The sequence below is a fragment of the Mesorhizobium sp. WSM4850 genome (assembly GCF_055811735.1).
The window spans coordinates 1-18,680 of the sequence record NZ_JBVVPV010000020.1 but is presented as its reverse complement, the minus strand read 5'-3'; the positions used below and the strand labels follow the sequence as shown (position 1 = coordinate 18,680).

The following is an 18,680-nucleotide window of genomic DNA, read 5'->3' as shown; positions in this document are numbered from 1 at the left end:
CGTGCATCTTTTCGGGGATGCCGGCGTTTATGATTACCAACCGGCGCAGCCGCCAGGGAACAGCAGCATGAGCGAACACGCGATCGAGTTCTTGCAGGAGTGGATCGGCGAAAAGGTCCACTGCCAGTCCTCGCTGGACAGGATCGAGGAGCAGGCCGAGACCCTCGCCAAGGAATGCGCGGCGAAGGCTGCTGAGGCCGGCATACCGCTGGAGGATATCCAGGAAGAGGTCGGCGACATTCAGGAACTTATCGCGTCGAGGCTGGAAGAGGCGGCTGAGGCCGACCAGGACGAAAAGAATTCGGACTAATGCATGTCGCCCAAAAGTGCGCAGCGGTTTTGGGATAACGACATGCATAAAACAAAGAACTAAAGCGCGTCGCATGAATCCCTTCAAACGCGACGCGCTTTAGCGAGTGACATGCCGACCCGGCAAAAGGCGTCTATTCACCTGTGCGACGCGTGACACGCCACACAGTTCTACTTTCTCTGCCTAGCCCCGAATTTGCTCTTGAGCCATGCCTTTGGCAGCGCCGGCACGAAATTGCCGTCGCGCCCGGTCATGTCGTCATTGGCGACCAGCGCATTGAGGATCGCTTCCTCCACACTCCCGATCACGGCGTCGAAGAACGGGTCGATGTCGGTATCCGGGATAAAGTCGGCGCTGGCGATGCGGCCTGACGGCGCCATCGCCGCCTCGCGGTTGGCGGTCGAAAAGGCCAGGAAAATATCGCCCGAGCTGTGATAGCCGAAGCCGCCGGTCATGGCGACGCCGAGCGGCACCCGGCGTGCCAAGCGCTTCATCTGATGCGGCAGCAACGGCGCATCGGTGGCGATGATCCCGATGATCGAGCCCTTCTCGGCGCGCGGCGTGCTTTCGTGGATCGCCGGTGCCACGAGATCGGGCCCGGCGCGCAGGCCGCGAATGGTAAAATTGCTCCGCGTGCCGAAATTCGCCTGCACGAACGCGCCGACCGTGTAGCGCCGGCCGTACCATTCGACGAGGCGCGATGCCGTGCCGGAGCCTGCCTTGAAACCGAAGGCGATCATGCCGGTGCCGCCGCCGACGCTGCCTTCCTCGATCGATCCGCTGGTCGCGCCATCGAGGGCCGCGGCGACATGCTCAAACCCGAGATGGTGGCCATTGATGTCGTTCAGGAAGCCGTCATAGGTCTCCGCCGCCACCGGCAGGCCCCAGCCGCTGTCGAGCGCGGCCGGCAGCACGCGCTGCATCCAGCGCAGCGTTCCGTCGCGTGAAACGCCGCAGGAATGCGTGTTGGTGATGGTGATCGGAAAATTGAAGGCACCGGTTTCCTCGATGATGTGCGAGCCGGTCAATTCGCCATTGCCGTTCTGGCCGAAAATGCCGGCAAACACCGGCGTGGCCAGTTCGGCGCGCGGTCTGGGCAGGATGGCGGTCACGCCGGTGCGCACCGGCCCCTCGCCGACCACCAGCGCACCTTCGCCCGAAATCAGCGTCGAATAACCGACCGCAACGCCAGCCACATCGGTGATGGCGTTGAACGGTCCGGGCGTTCCGTCAAAACGAATGCCGAAGGCTCGCGCACGCGGCCTGCCGGAAGGCGTCGTCTGGTGATGTGGATTGCCGGAAATCATCGGCGCTCAAAACAGCGAGCCTTGGCTGCCAGGCTCCTTGGCTTTGGCGGCCGGCTTTGCAACAGTTTTCGGCCGTGCCGCGCCGCTGGTCGCAACCGCATCGGCGGTTCCGTCGGCGAACTCCAGCGAAAGTGCCATCCCCGGCGCCACTTCCGCCGCTTGATTGATCACTGCGCCGTCGGCATCTTTCACCAGGGCGAAGCCGCGCGCCAGCACCGCCTTGTGCGACAGCGTCGCCAGCAGCCGGTCGGCCTGGGTCAGTTTCCCGCGCAAACGCTCGAGCCGCACCGAAATCACCCGGTCCTGCCGCCGCGACAGCGCCGTCAGGGCATCTGCCTGCAATTTCTGCCGCCTTGCGAGCGGCGCCGGCGACAGCCGCGCCGCGGTGCGCGAAAACCGCGTTCGCCGCTCGCGCACGATGGCGAAGAACGCCGCTTGCGCGCGGCCAAGGTCGCGGCCGGCCAGTGTGCGGGCCTCGTTCATGCGTCGCGACAGGGTGGCCGGCGTCAGCCGCTGCGCCTGAAGCCTGGCTCGCTTGCGCTGGACGCTGACGGACAGCGCTCGGCCAAGCCGGCTCGTCGCCTCGTCGAAACGCCGGCGCGGCAATGCCAGCAACTGGTCGGGCGAGGGCAGCGCCCGGGTGGCGGCACGCACCGCCTGGCGCTTGCGCTCGAAATTGCGCGACACCGCGGCCTTGAGCCGCGCACCAAGGCCGGCAAGCGTCACTTCGAGGTCGGCGCGTACGGGCACGGCGATTTCGGCGGCACCCGTCGGTGTCGGCGCCCGCACATCCGCCGCCAGGTCGATCAGCGTCCAGTCCGTTTCATGGCCGACGGCGGAAATCACCGGAATGCGCGAGGCGGCGACGGCGCGGGCCAGCGCCTCGTCATTGAACCCCCAAAGATCCTCGAGGCTGCCGCCGCCGCGCGCCACGATCAGCAGGTCGGGCTGCGGGATGACGCCATCCTGCGCCAGTCCGTTGAAGCCGTTGACGGCGGCGGTCACTTCGGCGCCGGCCGTTTCGCCCTGCACTCGCACCGGCCAGACCAGCACATGCAGCGGAAACCGGTCCTTGATCCGGTGGATGATGTCGCGGATGACAGAGCCTGTCGGCGAGGTGACGACGCCGATGACGCGCGGCATGAACGGCAGCAAGCGCTTGCGGCCGGCATCGAACAGGCCTTCGGACTGCAGCCGGCGCTTGCGCTCTTCCAGCAGTGCCATCAGCGCCCCGGCGCCGGCGGGCTCCAGATTGTCGATGACGATCTGGTAGGTGGACTTTCCGGGATAGGTGGTGAGCCGGCCGGTGGCGATCACCTCCAGGCCTTCTTCAGGGCGGAATTTCAGCCGGCCCATTGTGGTCTTCCAGACCACGGCGTCGAGCCGTGCGCGGTCGTCCTTGAGGCAGAAATAGGCATGGCCGGAGGAGTGCGGCCCGCGATAGCCTGATATTTCGCCGCGCACCCGGACATTGCCGAAGACGTCCTCGACCGTGCGCTTCAGCGCGCCGGAAATCTCGCTGACCGTGTATTCGGTGGCGTTGGTCCGTGATTCGGATGCAGCGTCGCTCATTAGCCGATTGGGGGGCGGTTGTTGGCCGGCGTCAAGGCCGTCGCTCGTAGCCGATGTCATAACTCGATCTTAACCCGATCTGATGACTGTGCGGAAAAGAGAGTGGCCACGACGCATGAGCCGTCGTCTTCAACGCAGCCCATTAACGTTCCAGGTCACGCTGACGGTGATGGCGCTTGCCATTTTCGCGCTTGCCATGGTCGTCGGCTTTGGCTTTTACGCCACTGTGCAGGCGGATAGCGTCTCCCTCGAGCGGCAGAAAATCCTTTTCGCCAACGGCATGCGGGACCGGATGGCGGCGGTGGATCGCGAGCAGGAAAGCATCGCAGTCTGGGACGATTCCGTCATCAATGCCAAGGCCGGCAACGTGGACTGGATGATCGATAACATCAGCGTCTGGATGTATTCCTACTATGGGCATGATCGGGTCTATGTACTGGATGCCGCCGATCGTCCGGTCCATGCGATGCGTGAAGGAAACGTGCTGGCGCCGGCGCGTTACAGCGAGGATGAACCGGTTCTGTTGCCCACGGTCGAAAGGGTGCGCCGGTTGATCCGCGAGCCGGCGAAAGAAGACCTGGCCGGCGGTCCGGTCAAATTGGCCGCAGGGGATCTGGTGGAGCTTGACGGAAAACCTGCCATCCTCAGCATCATGCCGCTGGTGCCGAGTTCCGACCGCGTCATCCAGACGCCTGGCAGCGAATACCTTCATATCTCGGTGGACTTCATCACCGACGCGCTGCTGGCCAAGATCGCCGGGCAATATCTGTTGGCGGGCGCCCGCCTGCTGCCGTTGTCGCAGCCGGTCGGCGGGGCTGCCATTCCGCTGGTCGACTCACACGGCGTCATCCTGGCTTATGCCGGCTGGGATCAGGAGCGGCCCGGCAGCGCGCTTGTGCGCGAGGCAGGGCCGGCCCTGATCGGTGGCGCGCTGCTCGCGGCAGGTGTCCTGGCATTCCTGCTGCGCCGCCTCCGCCGTGCATCGTCGGCGCTGCAGACTAGTCAGGCCGAGGCGCAGTATCTCGCCTTCCACGACACGCTCACCGGCCTTCCCAACCGGGCGCTGTTCGAGGACCGGCTCCGGCGCGCTTTGCTCACGGCCAGTCACGAAACGGCCAAAGTGGCGCTTCTTTATCTCGACCTCGACCGTTTCAAGCATGTCAACGACACGCTTGGCCATCCTGCCGGCGACGAGCTTGTCCGCCAGACCGCCGCGAGGCTCCAGCAGGCAATCCGGGAGGTCGACACGGTGGCACGGCTCGGCGGTGATGAGTTCGCCATGATCCTGATTGATGTTGACGACATCCGAGGCGCCGAGGATGTTTCGGAGGGTCTGCTTCAAAAGCTGCAGGAGCCGTTCAAGCTGGCCGACGACCAGGTTTTTGTCAGCGCCAGCATCGGCATAGCATTGTCGACCGGTCCGGATGCCGATGCGGACGACTTGCTGCGCAAGGCCGATATCGCGCTTTATGAAGCCAAGAAGAACGGCCGCGGCCGCTACCAGGTCTTTGCCGGCGACATGGACGACCTGCTGTTGCGCAAGCGCCAGGTTGAGAGCGAGCTTCGCCATGCCCTGAATGGCGGAACCGGGATCAAGCTGGCGTATCAGCCGATCTTTGCGGCGGACGGCAGCACGATCCTCGGTGCCGAGGCGCTGATCCGCTGGGGACATGAGGTCCACGGTGGCTTGCCGCCGGCACAATTCATCGCCATCGCCGAGGAACGTGGCATGATCGCCCAGCTTGGCAAATGGGTGCTGCAAGAGGCTTGCCGCTTCGCTGTCGGCACCGAATTGCCTTGGGTGGCCGTCAACGTGTCGCCGCTGCAACTGCGCGACGCCGGTTTCGCCGAGCAGCTTGCGGCGGTTCTCGCCGAGACCGGATTGGCGCCAGGGCGCCTGCAGCTCGAGATCACCGAGGGCGTGCTGTTGGACAACAACGATACGACCAGGACGGCTCTGGCTGCCTTGCGCCGGTCGGGGATCGCCATAGTGCTCGACGATTTCGGCACCGGCTATTCGTCGCTGAACTATTTGCGCCGCCACGCTATCGACAAGCTCAAGATCGACCGCTCCTTCGTAGACCTCCTCGGCCGCGACGAGAGTTCAGCGGCGATCGTCAGGGCGCTTGTCGATCTTGCCGACGCTCTTAACGTCGGCGTCACCGCGGAAGGCGTGGAGACCGAGGAGCAAAAGGCGCTGCTCGTCGCCATGGGCTGCCGAGAGTTTCAGGGCCATCTGCTGTCGCTGCCGCTGGAGCCGGCGCAATTGCTGCGGCTGGCCGGCCTTTTGCCTGGCAAGGACAGCACGCCGGCAGCAGTTTCCGCCTGATCCTTACCAGCCCGGCACGATCTGGTTCGGCTTGCCCCGCTTCATCTTCGAAAAGGCTGCGAAGTCGAAGCTTCCCGTCTCTTCGCCGAGCGGCACGGAAATATTGTCGAGGCTTTCCGAAATGTGACGGGCCAGCGCGTCGACGATCTCCGGCCGCGACGTCTGGCCGCGCATGATGCCGATGCGGCAATCGGGCAGGGCGCCGAATCCGTCGGCGTCGCCCAGCACCCGCATGCCGGGGCGCAGCGCGCATTCCGGCAGCACCGAGATCGCCAGGCCGGAAAGCACCGCGGCGGTGATGACGGTCGCCGAGAAGCTGGTGAACAGGATGCGGTAGTCGCGGTTCTGCCGGTCGAGCACATCGACCGCGGCCCGCCGCCAGATGCAGTTCGGCCGGCCGAAGGCCATCGGCAGAACGTCCTGTTCATGCGTCGCATGGTTGGCCGAAGTCACCCACAGCAGCGGTTCGCGCCGCACCACTTCCGACTGGCCGTGCGCGTCACTATGCGTCACCAGTGCCAGATCGAGATTGCCACGCTTGATATGCTCGACCAGCCCCGGCGTCGGCTCGCAGATCACGGTCAGTTCGACACGTGGGTTGGAACGGGCGAAGCGGGCCATGATCTCGGGCAGGAAGCGATCGGCATAGTCGTCCGGCGTGCCGATTCGGATCGTGCCTTCGAGCCGCCGGTCGTCGAAGGCGGCCAGCGTTTCCCGATTGAGGAACAGCAACCGTCTTGCGTAGGAGAGCAGCCTGTCGCCTTCCTCGGTCAGCCTGTTGGTTCGCCCGTCCTTTTCGAACAGCGGCTTGCCGATCCGCTCCTCCAGCCGGCGCATCTGCATGGACACCGCCGACTGGGTCCGATGCACCGCTTCCGCCGCGCGGGTGAAGCTGCCGGTGTCGACGATTGAGACGAAGGTCTGCAATTGATCGAGATCGAGTGGCGCTTTCATCGGTCCAATCCATCACTAGTGTTGATGTTAAAGATTAGAAACATTCGTTGGATTAATCAATCGAACGATGGCAAATTTACGACTGTCCACATGACAGCATGTGAATCGGGACCGGAACGGCCGCTGTTGCCAGCGCCGATCGCGCGTCTTCGTCCGTTCGAATGAAGGAGACTGACATGGCTACGTTTGATTTCGCCACCGAGACTTCGCGCATCACGTCGCGTCCGGCTATTGCGACGCGCGTGGTCAACACCATCTCCAGCGTCTATCGCGCCTGGAAAAACCGCCGCGCCTTCTATCGCCTTGGCGAGATGTCGGACGCCGAACTTGCCGACATCGGCTTGACGCGAGCCGATCTCCACGTCGCCATCGACGTGCCGTTTGGCCGCGATCCAACCGAGAGGCTTCGCATTATCGCAGCCGATCGCACAGACACGATCGAGGATATTGCCCGCAAAGTGACCTGATCGATGGTTGCGTGCCCTTAGGGCGCGCGGTGCTTGGATTTCGCAGGCTCCCACTCCCTGCCGGTTTCCCCGCCGGCCCGCCTGCGCACTGCCCGGTCCTCCCAAGGATCGGGCATTTTTCTTTTTGAAATCAGCCGAAGGCCAGCTTCACGCTACCGCCGGTCCATGCCTCGCTTGAACTGATCGAAGATCGACTCCATGCCCTTCTGGTAATCGTCGCGTTGCTGCGCGCCCGCTTCGAACATCTTGCCGAACAAATCGTCGAACGGATTGCGTGGCCTGCCGCTCGGATTGGCCTGTGGCTGCGGCGTTTCGCGCTGCTGCGGCGCCTGACGCGGCTGCGGCTGCTGCGCGCCGCCGCCGAACATGTCCTGCAGCACCTTGCCGAGCGGATTGTCGCCGTAGGGATTGGGCGCCTGCCGCGGCTGACCCTGCGGCTGCTGCGCACCACCGAACATGTCCTGCAGCACCTTGCCGAACGGATTGTCCATCGGGCCGGGCTGCGGCGCCTGGCGCTGTTGCGGTGCCGGTGCGCCGCCACCGGCCTGCCGCATCATCTGCTCGATGATCTCGCCGAGCGGATTGCTGCCGCCGCCGAATCCGCCTGCCGCCTGCATCTGATTTGTGGTCTGCTTGAACAGGCCGCCCATCATCATCGAAGCCACGACCGGCAACATCTGCTGCAAGATCTGCTGGCTGACGCCGCTCGCCTGCGCTGCCTGGCTGGCAACGGCGCGGGACAGGTCTTTTGAGCCGAACAGATGGCCAAGAATGCCGTTGCCTTCATCGACGCCCTGCGGCGAAAAGGCCCGGCCTGCGTCCTCGAAATATTTGGCGTGCTGGCCGCTGGCCATTGCCGTCATGAACGCGCCGAGCCCGTAGGGGTCGGAGGTGCTGCGCTTCAGCCCCTGTGAAAAGGCCGGCAGTAGCGCCTCGACCGCCGATTGCGCTTGCTGCTGCGAAAGGCCGAACTGTTGGGCCAGGGCCTGCATGCCGTTACCGTTCTGCGCCTGCGCCAGAATGTCGAACAAGGAAGCCATTGGTTTTCTCCTCGGGAAAATCCTCGTAGGAGAGCCTACCGTATCGGCCCGAAAATCGGAATCGATTTCGGAAAGCGCGTTTCCCGGGCTGTCAGCCAAGCCGATAGCAAACGGCTAATACGCATACTCCATGAACACCGGCTCGATCGAGCCGCCCCAGCGCGTATGATAGGCGGAGAGCAGCTCCTCGGCGCTGGTGGTGCCGCGCGCTACGACTTCGTCCAGCGTGCTGAGGAACGACGTTTCGTCATAGCCGTCGCGGTTCTTGCGGCCACGGTTCTTCAGCCCCATGCGCGAGATGACGAGCACGTCGCGGGCGATCTCGCGCAGTGTCGTGTTGCGGAACGGCGCCGAAATGCCCTGTTCCGGCACGGCGTTGCGCATCGCCAGCACCTCTTCATAGCTCCAGCTCGAGGTCAGCGCCTCGGCCGCGTCGAGCGCCGCCGCGTCGTAGAGCAGCCCGACCCAAAAAGCCGGCAGCGCGCAGATGCGCCGCCACGGTCCGCCATCGGCGCCGCGCATTTCAAGGAAACGCTTCAATCGCACGTCGGGAAACAGCGTCGACAAATGGTTCGCCCAATCGCCCATCGTCGGCAGCCCGTCAGAAATCTCGTTGCGGGCCGCACCTGCCATGAACTGGCGGAAGGTGACGTGCGTCATGTCGTGGTAGTGGCCGTCGCGGATGACGAAGTACATCGGCACGTCGAGCGCCCATTCGACATAGTCGGCGAAGCCGAAATCGGGCGAGAAGCAGAAGTCGAGCAGTCCCGAGCGCTGATTGTCGGTGTCGCGCCAGATGTCGCCGCGCCAGCTCTGAAATCCGTTGGGCCGGCCCTCAGTGAACGGCGAGTTGGCGAACAGCGCCGTCGACAGCGGCTGCAGCTTCAGCGACACCTGCATCTTGCGGCGCATGTCGGCCTCGCTCTCGAAGTCGAGATTCACCTGGATGGTGCAGGTGCGGTACATCATGTCGAGGCCCTTGCTGCCGACCTTGGGCATGTAGCGGGTCATGATCTCGTAGCGCGACTTTGGCATTTTCGGTGTCTCGGCCAGCGACCATTTCGGGCTGCCGCCGAGGCCGAGGAAGCGGATGCCCATCGGCTCGGCGATCTCGCGCACCTGCGCCAGATGCGCATTGCCCTCACGGCAGGTCTGGTGGATCGTCTCCAGCGGCGCGCCGGACAGTTCGAACTGGCCGCCGGGTTCCAGCGAGATCGCGCCCCGGCCGGTCGGCTCGACCAGGCCGATGATGCGGCCGGCATCCATGATCGGATCCCAGCCGAGTTTTTCCTGCATGCCTTCGAGAATGGCGCGGATGCCGTGCTCGCCGCCATAGGGCACCGGCGCATTGCCGTCGACATAGAACGGGAATTTCTCGTGTTCGGTGCCGATGCGCCATTTGTCGCGCGGCTTGTTGCCTTCAGCCAGGTGCTCGACAAGCTCGTCGACGCCTTCGATCGGCCGGAAATCGGTTGTGTCGCGCGCCATTACAAGTCCTCTAGCACATGACCCCGAAAATCGGCTTCGATTTTCGGAAAGGATCATGTGCCCAATCAAGTGCTACAGCGTCCTTTGCGCGTCCGAAAGGACGCGCGGCGCTGTAGGTGGTCGGACGACCGCCGGCGCTAGATGGACGAAATGTCAGTAGGCGATCAAGCGAAAAATCCTGAGCCACAGGGTAACTGGAATTGATTGACGCTGCATCTTCCTTCTCCCACAGCAAGGGGAGGACCCTTCACCAGTCTCCGACCGTCGCCTGTATCACCGCCAGCGCCGCCACCGCAGCAGTGTCGGCGCGCAGGATGCGCGGCCCGAGCGGAATGGCGGTGACGAAAGGCAGCGCCCGCAGCATCCTTCGTTCCTCGTCGGAAAACCCGCCCTCGGGGCCGACCAGCAGCCCGAGCTTCTTCTCCCGCACCGCCTGCAGCGCCGGCAGCGGATTGTTCGTGGAAGCATCCTCGTCGCAGAAGATCAACCGCCGCTCCTTGTCCCAGCCGGCCAGCACGCGTTCGAATTTTTCCGCTTCGCGCACTTCCGGCACCGCAAGGATGCCGCATTGTTCGGCGGCCTCGGCGACATTGGCGCGCAGCCGTTCGATGCCGGGCTTTGCCACCTGCGTGTGCTGGGTAATGACCGGCTGCAGGACGCCGGCGCCCATCTCGACCGCCTTCTGCACCAGATAGTCGAGCCGACCCTGCTTAAGCGGCGCAAAGCAGTAGACGAGATCGGGCAGCGGCGGCTGCGGCCGCTGCAATGCCAGCACCTTCAGCCGCACCGTCTTTTTGGACCTGGCGGCGATAGAAGCCGACCATTCGCCGTCGCGGCCGTTGAACAACAGGATTTCGGCGCCCTCGCCGAGCCGCAGCACATGCATCAGGTAATGGCCCTGCTGCGGGCTCGCCTCGAACTCGATATCCGGTCCGAGGTCGTCCGGCACGAACAGCCGCTGCATCTTGTAATTGGCGCGCATCGCCGAGGAATGGGCGAGCCGGCTCTTGGCGTCAAGTCTCGGCCGACGGATGCCACACTGGCACATAGCCTTGCCTCAGCACGGCAACGGTGGTCGCCGGCGTGAGCAGGCGGATTGGACGGTCGGCAAAACCGCCGAACCCCACGGGATCGCCGTCCACCGGATCGCCCCCCACACGATCACCATAGCCTGCGAACGACCAGCGCAGCGCCTTGCCGCCGCGCATCGCATAGGCATTGCCGCCGTCCGCAACCATGGCGCCGTCCGGCAACCCGGCAAGCTCTTCTACGGATACGACCGGTGCCTGCCCACCCGACGCCAGCCGCTCCCTATGCAGCCGCTTGTCGACCTGCGGTGCGCGCGGCGCGGCAATGCCGAAGGCCATGCCGAAGCGCCGGACGAAGTCCCTGGCCCGCTCGCGCCGGCAGAAGAAGCAGGGCCGATGCCCGGCCGAGAGTGCGGTCACCTCGTCCAGGAAAAACAATTCGGTCCAGCCGGCCTTGCCCACCGATTGGTCGTCGCTTTGCCTGTTGCGGCCCATCGGCTCGCGCCGCACATCGCGGAATCCGCATACGCAGATGATCCAGGCCTGCAGCGCCCAGCGCTTTTTCAGCAGCGTCTTCGTTTCGGGGTCATGGATGATGCCGCGATTGCCCATGAACAGGCCGCGCTCCGGCACGGCGTGGATGACGCCGAACGGGTCGACCCGATTCTGCAGTGGCATAGCTTCTCCCCGAATACGCATCTTGGCCGGAATGACGGCGGCATGATATCGCTCGTCGCAACGTTTTCATGTCAGCAGGTTTTTCGATGCGGGTGCTGGTGGTCCAGAATTTCGACAGCGAGGGCCTTGGCCAGATCGGCGCAGCTCTTGTCGAGGCAGGCGCCGATATCGATCTGCGCCGGCCCTATTGTGGCGAGATGCTGCCGCAGGATAGCGCTGCGCACGACGCCATGGTCGTGCTCGGCGGCGCCCAGAATGCACTGGACGACGAGATCTGCCCGTATTTTCCTGAATTGCTCGACCTGACGCGCGATTTCGCCGGCAAGGATCGCGCTGTGCTCGGTATCTGCCTTGGCAGCCAACTGGTGGCGCGCGCCTTCGGCGGCGAGAACCGGATCGGCGGCGCCTCGGAATTCGGCTGGCACAAGGTCTCGCTCACGCCGGCGGCGACGGCCGATCCGGTGCTCGCAGCGCTGCCCGAAAACTTTCCGATCTTCGAGTGGCACGACGACACCTTTGTCTTGCCCGAAAATGCCGTGCGGCTCGCCGGCAACGAAGTCGCCGAGAACCAGGCGTTTCGCATCGGCCGTGCCGTCTACGGGTTTCAGTTCCATTTCGAGGCGGACCGGCCGATGGTCCGCGACTGGAGCGCATCCTTCGCGTCGCTCATTGCCGAACGGCACCCGGACTGGAGCGATCGGCTCGAGTACGAAATGGCCCGCCACGGAGCGGATGCCGATGCCGCCGGGCTGGCCATCGCCCGCGCCTGGGTGGCGACGATCTGATCAGTCAGTATCGACGTTGCATATTTGGCACGCCGGCAAAAATCCGCTGTGGACAGCATGTTTCGTGCTTGGCTTGTGGCCGCCCGCCACCCTAGAAGGCACCCGCTCTGCATCTTCCGTGCAACGCGATGAACCTTTTGGGTCACTCGCGCGACACATCGCCGATACAGAACATGCCTAAAAGCGCGAAATCGTCGAAACTTTGAGACGCATTTTCCGTTTCAACCCATTCGTAACCCGCCCCGTGCACAGATGCAGGAAGCTCAACAAGAGATGACGTCCGTGAAAGCAGCGCTTCTGTCCTTTGTCATGTTGTCGGCCATCTTCTTGTGCGGCCTCGGCACCTATGCCGGCGACGCAGCCAACAACCACAACGCCGTCGACGGCTACGGCGTCACCGCCGCGCTTCGCTAAGCGCTTTTACCCCTCTCGCCTGACACCACCAGGATACGCTTGTCGGCTCCGTCGACGACGAGCGCGCTGAGGTTTCCCGTCTGGTAGGCGAGCGTGTCGATATTGACGCGGTTGACCATCACCTCGGCCTCCGGCACCGGCGTGTGGCCATGCACCACGATTTTTGGATGCAGGCCGGAATGAGTGTGGAAGACATCGCGAATCCAGATCAGGTCCTGCGCACTCTGACATTCCAGCGCAATGCCCGGCCGGATGCCGGCATGGCAGAAGAAGAAGTCGCCGAAGGTCAGTGAAAACGGCAGCGACTGCAGGAACTCGACATGGCTTTTCGGCACGGCCTCGACAAGTGCCGCATGGCCTTGCCGCAATGCCGCCTCGGACCTGCCGAACCACGCGCCGCCACCTTCATTGAGCGCTACGCCATAGGATTGCGCGGTCTGGATGCCGCCATAGCGCATGAAAAGCCCGTCCGCATCGGGAGTGTCGAGGAAGTCTAGGAAGCCGATGTCGTGGTTGCCGGCGAGCATCAGGTGGCGCGGGTCGCGTTTTCGCACTTCGATCAGGAAATCGATGACGCCCTTGGAGTCCGGGCCGCGGTCGACATAGTCGCCGAGATGGACGACACGCCAGTCGACCGGCCGCGCCTGGCTGATCTCGGCCGCAATCCGGCGGTACATGGCGGCGAGCAGGTCGAGCCGGCCATGCACGTCGCCGACCGCATAGATGCGCATGCCTTCCGGTCCGCACGCGTCGAGAAAGTGGATGCCGGGGGCAGTCAATGCTTCCATCTCCGTGATCATGCCGCCACGGGAGTCTAACGCCGAAGCTGATCCTTGCCCATGTCGGTCACCAGACGCTTTCCGCACAGTGCCAGCGTTATGTCCATCTCCTTGCGGATGATTTCCAAGGCTTTGGTGACTCCATCCTTGCCGAGCGCGCCGAGGCCGTAGAGGAAAGGCCGGCCGATATAGGTGCCCTTAGCCCCGAGACACAGCGCCTTCAGCACGTCCTGGCCAGAGCGGATGCCGCCATCCATATGCACTTCGATCGTGTCGCCGACCGCGTCGGCGATTTCTTCCAGCACCGAAATCGACGACGGCGCGCCGTCGAGCTGGCGTCCGCCATGATTGGAGACGATGATCGCGTCCGCGCCGGTCTTGGCCGCCATCAGCGCGTCCTCCTTGTCGAGGATGCCCTTCAGGATCAGCTTGCCGCCCCAGCGCTCCTTGATCCAGGCGACGTCCTTCCACGACAGATGCGGATCGAATTGCTCCGTCGTCCACGACGACAGCGAGGTGAGGTCGCCGACGCCCTTGGCGTGGCCGACGATGTTGCGAAAAGTCCGGCGCTTGGTGCCGGCCATGCCAAGGCACCAGCCCGGCCTGGTCGCCACCTGCCAGACATGCTTCGGCGTGAAGCGCGGCGGCGCCGACAGCCCGTTGCGGATGTCCTTGTGGCGCTGGCCGAGGATCTGCAGGTCGAGCGTCAGCACCAGCGCCGAGCACTTCGCCGCCTTCGCCCTGTCGATGAGACTGAGGACGAAATCCTTGTCGCGCAGCACATAGAGCTGGAACCAGAACGGCTTCCTGGTCACCGATGCGACATCCTCGATCGAGCAGATGCTCATCGTCGACAGCGTGAACGGCACGCCGAATTCCTCCGCCGCCTGCGCCGCCAGCATCTCGCCGTCGGGGTGCTGCATGCCGGTCATGCCGGTCGGCGCCAGCGCCACCGGCATCGCCACCTTATCGCCGATCATGGTCGATTCCAGCGAGCGGTTGCTCATGTCGACCAGCACGCGCTGGCGGAACTTGATCTTTTGGAAATCCTCCTCATTGGCCCGGTAGGTGCTTTCGGTCCATCCACCGGAATCGGCATAGTCGAAGAACATCTTCGGCACGCGGCGGCGCGCCAGGTCCTTGAGATCGGCGATGGTGAGGATCATGCTCATGGGCTTCCCGCTGATGGTTCGCTAATTCGTCGCAATTCTTGGCCGGCGCTCACGAGCGTTTCCGTGCCGGCTCGCTGTCGCCGGCTTCGGAGCGCTGCATCAGCCTCAGCCGCGACACGCGTTGCCAGTCGCCGCTGCGCTCGGCCTCGGCCATGGTGCGTTCGACATGGGTGATGTGGTCCATCGCCGCCTGCCGTGCGGCCGCCGGATCGCCGGCCTTGACCGCTGCGTAGATCGCCCGGTGCTGCGAAAGCAGCGCCTCGCGCGCGCCCGGCACGTTGAACACCAGGAGCCGGTTCTGGAACACGCCCTCCGACAGCAGCCGGTAGCACGAGCGCAGCGTGTGCAACAGGATGATGTTGTGCGCGCATTCGCAGATCGCGTGGTGGAACTCGACGTCGATTTCCGCCTCGTCGTCGAAATTTCCGGTCCGGTGCGCCTCGTCCATGCGCGCCATGATGCGGTCGAGCAACGCCAGATCGTCTGATGTGGCGCGCCGCGCCGCATACTCGGCCGCCACCGCCTCGATCTCGCGGCGGTATTCCAGATAGTCGGTCGCCGCCTTGCGGTGCATGGAGATCAGGTCCGTCACCGGCTTGGTGAACAGCTGTCCGATGACGTCGGCGACATGGGTGCCGCCGCCGGGCCGGGTCGTCAAAAGCCCGCGCCCCTCCAGCGCCTTCAGCGCATCGCGCAGGATCGGCCGCGACACCTCGAACCGGCGCGCCAGCTCGCGCTCGCCCGGCAGCCTGTCGCCGGTGCGCAGAACGCCTTCTAGGATTAGGCTTTCGATCTGCTGCACCACCTCGTCCGCGGTGCGGGAATGCTCGATCCTGGAGAAAATGTCGCTCAACGGGGATGGCCTGGGGATTGAACCGGTGTCGCGCAGGATAAAGCCAGTGTCGGCAACTGGTCAAATTATTTATCCAGTTTGCCCGCTTGGCCGGGCCGACGTCGTCCCGGCATATCGCTTTCGGCTAATTTGTCGTTTGCGTGCCGCGGCGATTGGCTCTAGAGGGACGCGAGTGCACTAGGCCCGGGGGACCAGCCGTGGCAGATGACCCGTCCAATCTCGAATTCCAGCCGCGCGTCGAGGGCAGCGTCATGGGCTTTCCCGCGCATGAGGGACGGCCTGGCGCGCTCGGCGAGGTTCACGCCCGTCCGCATCCGCTGGTCGAGAAGCCGCGCGTGCTGGTGCAGCTTTCGTTCATGACCGAAGCCGGCTCCGGCGTCGACCAGGCAGTGCTTTCCGAACTGTCGCGGCGCCTCGGCATCGCGGCGCCTGACCCTCATGCCCGCCACCACGCGATGAAGTGGGGCAAGGGCTCGCTGCGCTGGGAACGGCATACGGAATTCTCCACCTATCTATGGGAAGGACCGCTCTCCGAGAGCGGCCAGCGCCAGGAAGGTTCGCCTTTCGGCAACGGCTTTTCGCCGCCGGGAACGGTGATTTCCGGCATCAGGCTCGAAATCCGTAAATGGACGCAGGCGAGCGAAAGGCTGATCGCCGGCTTCGACCCGACCAGCCTGTGCTATTCGCTGGTCGAGCGCGGCAACGCCGCCATCGTCACCGATTTCCGCCAGGACGGTGACGGCATGACCCGCATGCTGGTGCTCGACCGCGGCCTGACGCCGGCACGCACCGGCGCGCTGGCGCAGCGGCTGATCGATATCGAGACCTACCGCACGCTGGCCATGCTTGGCCTGCCGCTGGCGCTGATGCTGTCCGGTCGCGCCCGCCGCATCGAAGACCGGCTGGCGCAGACCACATTGGAAATGAAGGTCGCCAAAACCCGCGACAACCAGACGCTGCTTGCCGACCTGACCGAGCTTGCCGCCGAACTGGAGGCCGATGCAGCCTCCAGCCTCTATCGCTTCGGCGCCAGCCGCGCCTATGACGGCATCGTCCGCGAACGGCTGGAGGCGCTGGAGGAAGAGGCGGTGCCCGGCTACGACACCTGGGGCGGCTTCCTGCAGCGCCGCGTCGCCCCCGCCATGCGCACCTGCCGTTCGGTCGAGGAGCGTCAGGCCAATCTGTCGACCAAGCTCACTCGTGCCACCACGCTGCTGCGCACCTGGGTCGACGTCGAGGTCGAGAAGCAGAACCGCGACCTGCTGGCGTCGATGAACAACCGCGCCCGCCTGCAATTGCGGCTGCAGCAGACGGTGGAGGGTCTCTCGGTCGCCGCCGTCTCCTACTACGTCGTCGGGCTCATCGGCTATCTCGCCAAGGGCGCCTCGATCTTCGGCAATGCCGTCGCGCCCGAGGTCGTCACCGCCGCCTCGGTGCCGCTCGCCATCCTGCTGGTCTGGTGGGGCGTGCGCCGAGTGCGCCGCCTGCACTCCGAACCCGCCAAGCCGGCAGGCGAGCAGGCAGGCAATCTCCCACCTTGAGGGGGAGATGTCGCCGAAGCGGCCAGAGGGGGGTCGTATCGCATAGAGCGCCAACCTCGTTTCGCGGCGGGACACGACGTTGGCGATTTGCGTTAGACGACCCCCTCTGGCCGCTTCGCGGCCATCTCCCGTCGAGGTGGGAGAAAGTCAGCGCTTCCCTCTCGCCGACCCGCGCAAGATCGTCCCGGTATCGGCTTCCGATTTCGGCCAAAGCAGGATTTGCAACAACCGCCTGCCGCTGGTAAAAGATTTTTACCAGTCGATCGAAGGAACTGTCGATGTCCGGCCTGCTGATGCCGAAGCCAGACGACGCCACGATGCGCCGGCGCGACGAGATCGTCGCCGATATGCGCATCATCGTGCCCGGCGAGGGCGTCGTCGACGCGGCCAATTCGATGCGCGCCTTCGAGAGCGACGGCCTCACCGCCTATCGGCAGCTGCCGCTGGTCGTGGTGCTGCCCGAAACGGTGGCGCAGGTCTCGCGCGTGCTGAAATATTGCAACGACCGCAACATCCGCGTCGTGCCGCGCGGTTCCGGCACCTCGTTGTCAGGCGGTGCGCTGCCGCTGGAAGACGCCGTGCTGTTGGTGATGAGCAGGTTCAACCGCATTCTCGAGATCGATTTTCCCAACCGCATCGTCGTCGCCCAGCCGGGCGTCACCAATCTCGGCATCACCACCGCCGTCGAGCAGGAGGGCTTTTATTACGCCCCCGATCCATCCTCCCAGATCGCCTGCTCGATTGGCGGCAATGTCGCGGAGAATTCCGGTGGCGTGCATTGCCTCAAATACGGCCTCACCGCCAACAATGTGCTCGGGATCGAGATGGTGCTGATGAACGGCGAGGTGGTGCGGCTCGGTGGCAAGCATCTCGACGCGGAAGGCTACGACCTGCTCGGGGTGATGACCGGTTCCGAAGGGCTGCTCGGCGTCGTCACCGAGGTCACCGTGCGCATTCTGAAGAAGCCGGAGACGGCTCGCGCGCTGCTGATCGGCTTCCCGACCAGCGAGCAGGGCGGCCAATGCGTCGCCGACATCATCGGCGCCGGCATCATCCCGGGCGGCATGGAGATGATGGACCGCCCGGCGATCCATGCTGCCGAGGATTTCGTCCATGCCGGCTATCCCCTGGATGTCGAGGCGCTGCTGATCGTCGAACTGGACGGGCCGGGCGTCGAGGTCGATCATTTGCTCGGCCTGGTTGAGGCAATCGCCTATAGGAACGGCTCGACCACATGCCGCATCTCGCAATCGGAGCAGGAGCGGCTGAGTTTCTGGGCCGGCCGCAAGGCGGCCTTTCCGGCGGTTGGCCGCATCTCGCCGGACTATTACTGCATGGACGGCACCATCCCGCGCAAGGAACTGCCGCGCGTCCTGCACGGCATGCGGGAACTCTCCAAAAAATACGGGCTCGGGGTCGCCAATGTATTCCATGCCGGCGACGGCAATCTGCATCCGCTGATCCTCTATGACGCCAACGTGCCGGGCGAGCTCGACAAGGCGGAAAGTTTCGGCGCCGACATCCTGCGGCTTTGCGTCAAGGTCGGCGGCGTGCTGACCGGCGAGCACGGCGTCGGCGTCGAGAAGCGCGACCTGATGCCGGAAATGTTCAACCAGATCGACCTCGACCAGCAGATGCGGGTCAAATGCGCATTCGACCCCAACCATCTGCTCAACCCGGGCAAGGTGTTTCCGCAGCTTCGCCGCTGCGCCGAGCTCGGACGCATGCACGTGCATCGCGGCCAGACGGCGTTTCCGGATATTCCGAGGTTTTGATGGTAGCGTCGCGGAATGGCGGTTCCTCGCCCCCGCAAAGCGGGGCAGAGGCGGGGGGGGGGGGGGGGGCGCCGGGGCGGGGGGGGGGGGGGGGGGGGGGGGGGGGGCGGCCCCCCCCCCCCCCCCCCCCCCACCCCCCCCCCCCCCCCCCCCCCCCGCCCCCCCCCCCCCCCCCCCCCCCCCCCCCC

Annotated in this window: 17 protein-coding genes; 7 read left to right on the top strand and 10 right to left on the bottom strand. The window is 64.8% G+C overall.

From position 1 onward, the window contains the following. Positions 1-67: 67 nt before the first annotated feature. Positions 68-310, top strand: a complete 243-nt coding sequence (locus tag AC0L2Z_RS19315; RefSeq protein ID WP_027156330.1) for a DUF768 domain-containing protein — start codon at positions 68-70, stop codon at positions 308-310. Between the two features lie 170 nt (positions 311-480). On the opposite strand, the gene AC0L2Z_RS19310 is transcribed toward AC0L2Z_RS19315, so the two are convergent. Further along, entirely contained in the window at positions 481-1,614 is a 1,134-nt protein-coding gene (locus AC0L2Z_RS19310; protein ID WP_473629064.1) for a DmpA family aminopeptidase, read from the bottom strand. Between the two features lie 9 nt (positions 1,615-1,623). Next, complete coding sequence (gene xseA / locus AC0L2Z_RS19305) at positions 1,624-3,189, bottom strand: exodeoxyribonuclease VII large subunit (RefSeq protein ID WP_128247892.1); 1,566 nt, start codon at positions 3,187-3,189, stop codon at positions 1,624-1,626. Positions 3,190-3,304: 115 nt separating this feature from the next. Here xseA and AC0L2Z_RS19300 point away from each other — a divergent pair, with 115 nt between their 5' ends. After that, entirely contained in the window at positions 3,305-5,518 is a 2,214-nt protein-coding gene (locus AC0L2Z_RS19300; RefSeq protein ID WP_473629026.1) for a putative bifunctional diguanylate cyclase/phosphodiesterase, read from the top strand. Positions 5,519-5,521: 3 nt separating this feature from the next. Here the strand turns inward: AC0L2Z_RS19300 and AC0L2Z_RS19295 are convergent, their stop codons facing one another. Then, the gene (locus AC0L2Z_RS19295) at positions 5,522-6,472 is read right to left on the bottom strand and encodes a LysR substrate-binding domain-containing protein (RefSeq protein ID WP_023800337.1); all 951 of its coding nucleotides are present in this window, start codon (positions 6,470-6,472) and stop codon (positions 5,522-5,524) included. A gap of 176 nt (positions 6,473-6,648) precedes the next feature. On the opposite strand from AC0L2Z_RS19295, the gene AC0L2Z_RS19290 reads away from it, so the two are divergent. After that, positions 6,649-6,939, top strand: coding sequence for a DUF1127 domain-containing protein (locus AC0L2Z_RS19290; protein WP_023800338.1), 291 nt, complete (start codon positions 6,649-6,651; stop codon positions 6,937-6,939). Between the two features lie 152 nt (positions 6,940-7,091). Here the strand turns inward: AC0L2Z_RS19290 and AC0L2Z_RS19285 are convergent, their stop codons facing one another. From AC0L2Z_RS19285 to AC0L2Z_RS19270, 4 genes are all read right to left on the bottom strand, one after another. After that, the gene (locus AC0L2Z_RS19285) at positions 7,092-7,979 is read right to left on the bottom strand and encodes a DUF937 domain-containing protein (protein ID WP_473629025.1); all 888 of its coding nucleotides are present in this window, start codon (positions 7,977-7,979) and stop codon (positions 7,092-7,094) included. Positions 7,980-8,093: 114 nt separating this feature from the next. Beyond that, a complete protein-coding gene (locus AC0L2Z_RS19280; protein ID WP_091595268.1) occupies positions 8,094-9,467 on the bottom strand; it encodes a glutamate--cysteine ligase in 1,374 nt (457 codons plus the stop codon). A gap of 247 nt (positions 9,468-9,714) precedes the next feature. After that, on the bottom strand, positions 9,715-10,449 hold the full coding sequence (locus AC0L2Z_RS19275) for a 16S rRNA (uracil(1498)-N(3))-methyltransferase (RefSeq protein ID WP_473629063.1): 735 nt from the start codon (positions 10,447-10,449) through the stop codon (positions 9,715-9,717). A gap of 31 nt (positions 10,450-10,480) precedes the next feature. Then, a complete protein-coding gene (locus AC0L2Z_RS19270) occupies positions 10,481-11,173 on the bottom strand; it encodes a hypothetical protein (RefSeq protein WP_473629024.1) in 693 nt (230 codons plus the stop codon). Between the two features lie 86 nt (positions 11,174-11,259). On the opposite strand from AC0L2Z_RS19270, the gene AC0L2Z_RS19265 reads away from it, so the two are divergent. Both AC0L2Z_RS19265 and AC0L2Z_RS19260 read left to right on the top strand, forming a co-directional pair. Next, a complete protein-coding gene (locus AC0L2Z_RS19265; protein WP_473629062.1) occupies positions 11,260-11,958 on the top strand; it encodes a type 1 glutamine amidotransferase in 699 nt (232 codons plus the stop codon). Positions 11,959-12,231: 273 nt separating this feature from the next. Beyond that, entirely contained in the window at positions 12,232-12,372 is a 141-nt protein-coding gene (locus AC0L2Z_RS19260; protein WP_023800344.1) for a hypothetical protein, read from the top strand. On the opposite strand, the gene AC0L2Z_RS19255 is transcribed toward AC0L2Z_RS19260, so the two are convergent. From AC0L2Z_RS19255 to AC0L2Z_RS19245, 3 genes are read right to left on the bottom strand one after another with little or no spacing between them, the layout of a single operon-like run. Then, a complete protein-coding gene (locus tag AC0L2Z_RS19255) occupies positions 12,369-13,151 on the bottom strand; it encodes a metallophosphoesterase (protein ID WP_473629061.1) in 783 nt (260 codons plus the stop codon). The genes AC0L2Z_RS19260 and AC0L2Z_RS19255 overlap by 4 nt on opposite strands. Positions 13,152-13,186: 35 nt before the next feature. Beyond that, a complete protein-coding gene (locus AC0L2Z_RS19250) occupies positions 13,187-14,323 on the bottom strand; it encodes an alpha-hydroxy acid oxidase (RefSeq protein ID WP_023800346.1) in 1,137 nt (378 codons plus the stop codon). A gap of 49 nt (positions 14,324-14,372) precedes the next feature. Further along, complete coding sequence (locus tag AC0L2Z_RS19245; RefSeq protein ID WP_127318954.1) at positions 14,373-15,176, bottom strand: FadR/GntR family transcriptional regulator; 804 nt, start codon at positions 15,174-15,176, stop codon at positions 14,373-14,375. Positions 15,177-15,373: 197 nt separating this feature from the next. Here AC0L2Z_RS19245 and AC0L2Z_RS19240 point away from each other — a divergent pair, with 197 nt between their 5' ends. Continuing rightward, positions 15,374-16,717 (top strand): DUF3422 family protein, encoded by a 1,344-nt coding sequence (locus tag AC0L2Z_RS19240; protein ID WP_473629023.1) that lies wholly within the window; start codon positions 15,374-15,376, stop codon positions 16,715-16,717. Between the two features lie 278 nt (positions 16,718-16,995). Continuing rightward, positions 16,996-18,492 carry an FAD-linked oxidase C-terminal domain-containing protein gene (locus tag AC0L2Z_RS19235; RefSeq protein ID WP_287173165.1) on the top strand — a complete coding sequence of 499 codons (1,497 nt, stop codon included), beginning with the start codon at positions 16,996-16,998 and terminating at the stop codon, positions 18,490-18,492. The last annotated feature ends 188 nt before the right edge of the window (positions 18,493-18,680 follow it).